The organism is Aquabacterium sp. (assembly GCF_004297345.1).
Classification (GTDB): domain Bacteria; phylum Pseudomonadota; class Gammaproteobacteria; order Burkholderiales; family Burkholderiaceae_C; genus Aquabacterium.
Genome location: NZ_SCTN01000450.1, coordinates 1 through 5,645, shown reverse-complemented (window position 1 = coordinate 5,645; position 5,645 = coordinate 1). Strand labels below are relative to the sequence as shown.

Genomic DNA, 5,645 nt, shown 5'->3' with positions numbered 1-5,645 from the left:
TGGACCGCGAGCATCCGCTGAGCCAGCGCCAGCAGGGCTGGATGATGCAGGTGCAGCAGGCCGGCTGGCATTTGCTGGAGATGATCAATGACACCTTGGATCTGTCGCGCATCGAGTCCGGCGCGATCAAGCTGACGGTGGAGTCGCTGTCGCTGCCCGACCTGCTGGCCTGGGCCCTGGCCATGGTGCACAACGACGCCGAGCAGCGCGGCCTCTCGGTGACCCGGGCCCTGCACCCGGATGCCGCCCTGGTGCTGGCCGATGCCACCCGGCTCAAGCAGGTGCTGACCAATCTGCTCAGCAATGCGGTCAAGTACAACATCGAGCATGGACGCATCCACATCGCCACACGGGTGCTGGGGCCGGACTATCTGGAGTTGGCCGTCACCGACACCGGCCTGGGCATGAGCGAGCAGCAGCTGGCCGCCATGTTCGAGCCCTTCAACCGCCTGGGCCGCGAACACAGCGCCACCGAGGGCACCGGCATCGGCCTGGTGATCTGCAAACGCCTGGTCGAACTGATGGGCGGCACCTTGAAGGTGCGCAGCACCAAGGACGAAGGGTCATCCTTCATCGTCACCCTGCCACGCGCCGTCGAGCCCTCCGGCGTGCGGCCGGTGCGCGACACGGCACCCGGCCTGCCGCCCGAGTACCGCAAGCGCATGGTCCATTACATCGAGGACAACGAGACCAATGCCGAGGTGATGCGCGGCATACTGGCGCAGCGCCCGCAGGTCGAACTGCTGGTGTCCATGACCGGCCAGGCCGGCATCGCCGCCGCGCGGGCCCACCCGCCCCACGTGATCCTGCTGGACATGCACCTGCCCGACATGAATGGCATGGACGTGCTGAACCAGCTCCGAAAGCACCATGAAACCGCCGACACGCCGGTGGTGGTGGTTTCGGCCGACGCCCTGCCCCTGCACATGGAGGCGGCCTACCAACAGGGCGTTTATCGCTACCTGACCAAGCCGGTCAATGTGCCCGAACTGCTGTGCGTGCTCGATGAGCTCTTGGACGTGATGGAGACGCGCTTCGGCTGACCGCCGATTCAGTTCGGGGATACGAGAAATTTCTCACTCTCTGCAGGCCGGTAGGGGCCCGGAGCATGCGCAAAATACAGAGCCCGGATTTGCACCCGCCTGCCACACCTATTTCCGTCGATTTGATTGCGCCCCACCATGAGCTCCACCGATATTGCCCTGCGCGGCCAGACCGAACTCAGCACCATCCAGGCTGCGGCCACCCGCCAGTACCTGAGCTTTCGCCTGGGCGCCGAGGAGTACGGCATCGACATCCTGCGCGTTCAGGAGATCCGCTCCTATGAGGCTCCGACCCGGGTGGCCTATGCGCCCGACTTCATGAAGGGCGTGGTCAATCTGCGCGGCGCCATCGTGCCCATCATCGACCTGCGTCTGTGCATGGGCGGCACGGCCGACTACAACAGCTCCACCGTGGTGATCGTGCTCAATGTGCGCTCCCGGGTGATGGGCGTGGTGGTCGACTCGGTGTCCGATGTGCTGGAGCTCAACCCGGCCGACATCAAGCCCGCACCCGAGGTCAGCTCGTCTATGGACACCCGCTTCATCACCGGCATCAGCCGCGTCGGCGAGCGCATGCTGATTCTGATGGACATCGAAGGCTTGATGAGCAGCGAGCAGATGGGCCTGGCCTGAGCAAGGGCCTCCGCAGCTGATCTGGCTCAAGCCACTGAGCCAAAGTTAGCAGACACTGCCAGCCGGGCCCCGCAAATCCGGTCAACCCCGGAATAGCCCCAGCGTTTAGCACTCGTCCGTCACGAGTGCTAATATGTGTGGAACCAAAGGAGCTTGGAGGTATCTGAGATGTCCATGAACAACACCGCTGCCCTCACCGTCCGCAACAGCTGGGCCCCCGTGCCCTCGCTGGGCAATCTCGACGCCTATATCTCGGCCGTCAACCGCATGCCCATGCTGACCGCCGAAGAGGAAGTCTCGTTCGCCCGCAAGCTGCAGGAGCAGGGCGATGTCGATTCCGCCGGAAAGCTGGTGCTTTCGCATCTGCGCCTGGTGGTGTCGATCTCGCGCCAATACCTGGGCTATGGCCTGCCCCACGGCGACCTGATCCAGGAAGGCAATGTCGGCCTGATGAAGGCCGTCAAGCGCTTCGACCCGAACCAGGGCGTGCGCCTGGTCAGCTATGCGATGCACTGGATCAAGGCCGAGATCCACGAATACATCCTGAAGAACTGGCGCATGGTCAAGGTCGCCACGACCAAGGCCCAGCGCAAGCTGTTCTTCAACCTGCGCTCGATGAAGCACCAGTTCAAGGGTGAAGAAGGCAACGACCATGTAGGCCGAGCCGGCTTCAGCGACTCGGAGATCCACCGCGTGGCGCAAGAACTGAACGTGCGCCCCGAGGACGTCATCGAGATGGAAACACGCATGTCCGGCGGTGACGTAGCCCTGGAAGCACCCGCCGACGAAGAACACGAAGGTGTCATCGCCCCCATGAGCTACCTCTCGGATGAGGTCCATGAGCCTACGCGCGTGATCGAGGCACACCGCCGCGATTGGCTGGCCACCGATGGCATCGCCATGGCACTGGAACAGCTGGATGAGCGCAGCCGCCGTGTCGTGGAAGAGCGTTGGCTCAAGGTCAATGACGACGGCTCAGGCGGCATGACCTTGCACGATCTGGCTGCGGTCTATGGCGTCAGCGCCGAACGCATCCGTCAGATCGAAGTGGCCGCGATGAAGAAGATGCGCAAGGCCCTGAGCGACACCGTGGACGCGTGATCACAAGGCCTGATCGCCCAAACGATCAGAGCCAGCCCAGCTCAGCCAGTTCAGACTGGCACTGAGCCGCATTCACAAATTGAACAGCCCGCCACCCCAGTGCGCGGGCTGTTTTGATGTTGTGGGGGTTATCGTCGATGAACACTGTTTGCTCGGGCTGGATGCCAAAGCGAGCTGCAGCTGTTTCGAAGATGTCGGCGTTAGGCTTGATCTGCTGCACATCGCACGAAAACACCCCTGCCAGGAACCGATCCAGGAAAGCATGCTCGCGCTGCAGAAACTCCGCATACGGTCTGGGCATGTTCGACAGGAAGTACAAAGGCATGCCAGACGCGGACAGGCGATGCAACCAATCCACCGTGCCGGGAATAGGCGCCAGATGCGGCGGAATGGCCTCCATCAGGCAGTGCACATCCCGCCCCGACAACCCCGTTCGATGCGCGATCTTGTCACGCACCTCGTCCCAGCTCAGCGCACCGCGATCGAACTCTGACCAGTCGCTGCCCGGCACAAAGGACTCGAACACGCGCGCGGCCAGATCCAGCGCCTGCTGGTCATTGCTGGCCAGATGCGGCAAGACAGACTGAATCAGCTTGGCAGGCTGCCAGTTGAACAGCACGCCACCGAAATCAAACACCACGGCCTGAGGCTGACGAGCCCCGTCCATCTGTGCCATATCTGGCTCCTTCGAAAACTTCAGGTGTATGTTTCAGCGCAAGCGCGCGATCATCGCTGCGGTGGCAGCATCCAGGCCGCTGGTATCACCAGACGTCAGGCGCGGCAGCAAGTCCTTGCACAAGGCCTTGCCCAACTCAACGCCCCACTGGTCAAAAGAGTTGATGCCCCACAACGCACCACTGACAAAGGTGCGATGCTCATACAAGGCCACCAGCGCGCCCAACGAACGCGGCGTCACCTCATCGAGCAACATCGTCAGGCTCGGCCTGTTGCCCGGGAAGGTGCGGTGCTTGGCAATCGCTTCCGGCGCCATGTCCTTGGAGGCCGTCGGCACGTGCTCTTGCAGCGCATCCTCAGCAGACTTGCCCCACATCAACGCCTGCGCCTGCGCCAGACCATTGGCCAGCAACACGTGATGCTGCTGCCCAAGCAAGGTCAGCATGGCTGGGGTCATGGCACTTGGCGCACGGTAGCTCGCGTGCTTGACCAGCAAAAATTCGACAGGGATCACATCGGTTCCCTGATGCAGCATCTGAAAAAATGCATGCTGACCATTGGTGCCAGGTTCACCCCACAGCACATCGCTGGTCGCGTATGGCAAGGGCTCACCGCAAGCGTCTACACCCTTGCCGTTGCTCTCCATCACCAGTTGCTGCAAGTACGCAGGCAAACGGCGCAAGCCGTGGTGATACGGCGCCACGCAACGGCTGGTATAGCCCTTGAAGTTGCGATACCAGACGTCCATCAAGCCCAGCAGCATCGGCAGATTGGCTTTCAAGGGCGCATGCGCAAAGTGCTCATCCATGGCGTGCGCGCCGGCCAGCATCGCGTGAAAGTTGCTGCTGCCCAGTGCCAGCGCGATCGGCAAGCCAATGGCCGACCACATCGAGAAACGCCCGCCCACCCAATCCCAGAAACCAAAGGTCTGTGAAATACCAAATGCTGCAGCCAGCTCCACGTTGGTGGTTGTGGCCACGAAATGGCGGGCAATGTCCTTGCCGCCTTGATCCAGGAACCACTGCCGCGCAGCCTGCGCATTGGCCATGGTCTCCTGCGTCGTGAAGGTCTTGGAGGCCACCACGAACAAGGTGTGATCCGGACGAACCTTGCGCAGCACGCTGGCCAGATCCTGCCCGTCTGCGTTGGACACGAAGTGGAAATTCAAGCCCGGGTGCACATAGGCATCCAGCGCAGGCACCACCATTTGAGGCCCGAGATCGGATCCACCAATGCCGATGTTGACCACATCCGTGATTTGCCCGGGTGCCGTCCCGCCGGCTGTCATGCGCACACGCTCGACAAAAGCCAGCATGCGATCCAGCACCTCATGGACCTGCTCGCTGTGCGGCGCAGCTCCTCGTGGCGCACGCAGGGCCGTGTGCAATACCGCGCGCCCCTCCGTCTGGTTCACGACTTCGCCGCTCAGCAGCGCATCACGGCGGGCCTCCAGGCCGCACTCGCGAGCCAGGTCCAGCAGATGGTGCATCGTGGCCACGTCCCAGTGCACGCGAGACAAATCCGCAAACACTTCCGGCGCCTGAATACCCAGGCGCTGAACCCGACCCGGATTGTCGGCAAACACTTGCCGCAGATCCAGATCGCGACCGTGCGCCTCAAAGTGCCCGCTCAAGGCGGACCAGGCCACAGTCTGATCACATCGGGGGTAGCCCATGGCGGCTCTCGTCAACGCTGCGCCTCAATCAGGGCATCGAGCTTGCCGGCATCCACCGCAAACAGGCGGATGCCTTCGGCCAGCTTCTCAGTGGCCATGGCATCCTCATTGAGCGCGTACCGGAAGGCTGTTTCTGACAGCGGCATGGGTGCCGCCACGATGCTGGCCGTCAATTTCAGTTGACGAACCACTGGTTGCGCCGTGCCATCAGCTGCTTGCAATTGCGCCAGCAGGTCCGGACTGATGGTCAACAGATCGCAACCGGCCAAGGCCAGGATCTGCCCCACATTGCGGAAGCTGGCCCCCATCACTTCGGTGCGGATGCCGTGCTGCTTGTAGTAGTCGTAAATGCGGGCCACGGACTTCACGCCGGGATCGTTGACGCCCGCGTTCGCGGCCTCATCCCACTGTGCGCCGGCCGTTTTCTTGTACCAGTCATAGATACGCCCGACGAAAGGCGAAATCAGCTGCACCTTGGCATCCCCACAGGCCTGGGCCTGGGCGTAGGCGAACAGCAA

6 protein-coding genes are annotated in these 5,645 nt (G+C 62.5%); 3 read left to right on the top strand and 3 right to left on the bottom strand.

The window, feature by feature from the left end; all coding sequences use genetic code 11:
• From EPO09_RS17455 to rpoH, 3 genes are all read left to right on the top strand, one after another.
• Window positions 1-1,043: ATP-binding protein (locus tag EPO09_RS17455; protein WP_290644955.1), on the top strand; the 1,043-nt coding region annotated here is incomplete at its 5' end.
• 138 nt (window positions 1,044-1,181) lie between these two features.
• Window positions 1,182-1,676 carry a chemotaxis protein CheW gene (locus EPO09_RS17450; protein ID WP_290644953.1) on the top strand — a complete coding sequence of 165 codons (495 nt, stop codon included), beginning with the start codon at window positions 1,182-1,184 and terminating at the stop codon, window positions 1,674-1,676.
• A 174-nt stretch (window positions 1,677-1,850) separates the two neighbouring features.
• Complete coding sequence (gene rpoH / locus EPO09_RS17445) at window positions 1,851-2,777, top strand: RNA polymerase sigma factor RpoH (RefSeq protein WP_290644950.1); 927 nt, start codon at window positions 1,851-1,853, stop codon at window positions 2,775-2,777.
• Window positions 2,778-2,802: 25 nt separating this feature from the next.
• On the opposite strand, the gene EPO09_RS17440 is transcribed toward rpoH, so the two are convergent.
• The 3 genes from EPO09_RS17440 to EPO09_RS17430 all read right to left on the bottom strand — a co-directional run.
• Window positions 2,803-3,453: an HAD family phosphatase gene (locus EPO09_RS17440; RefSeq protein ID WP_290644948.1), complete on the bottom strand. Its 651-nt coding sequence runs from the start codon at window positions 3,451-3,453 to the stop codon at window positions 2,803-2,805.
• Between the two features lie 33 nt (window positions 3,454-3,486).
• Window positions 3,487-5,127, bottom strand: coding sequence for a glucose-6-phosphate isomerase (gene pgi / locus EPO09_RS17435; protein WP_290644945.1), 1,641 nt, complete (start codon window positions 5,125-5,127; stop codon window positions 3,487-3,489).
• An 11-nt stretch (window positions 5,128-5,138) separates the two neighbouring features.
• The coding region (locus EPO09_RS17430; RefSeq protein WP_290644941.1) for a transaldolase family protein at window positions 5,139-5,645 on the bottom strand (507 nt) is incomplete at its 5' end.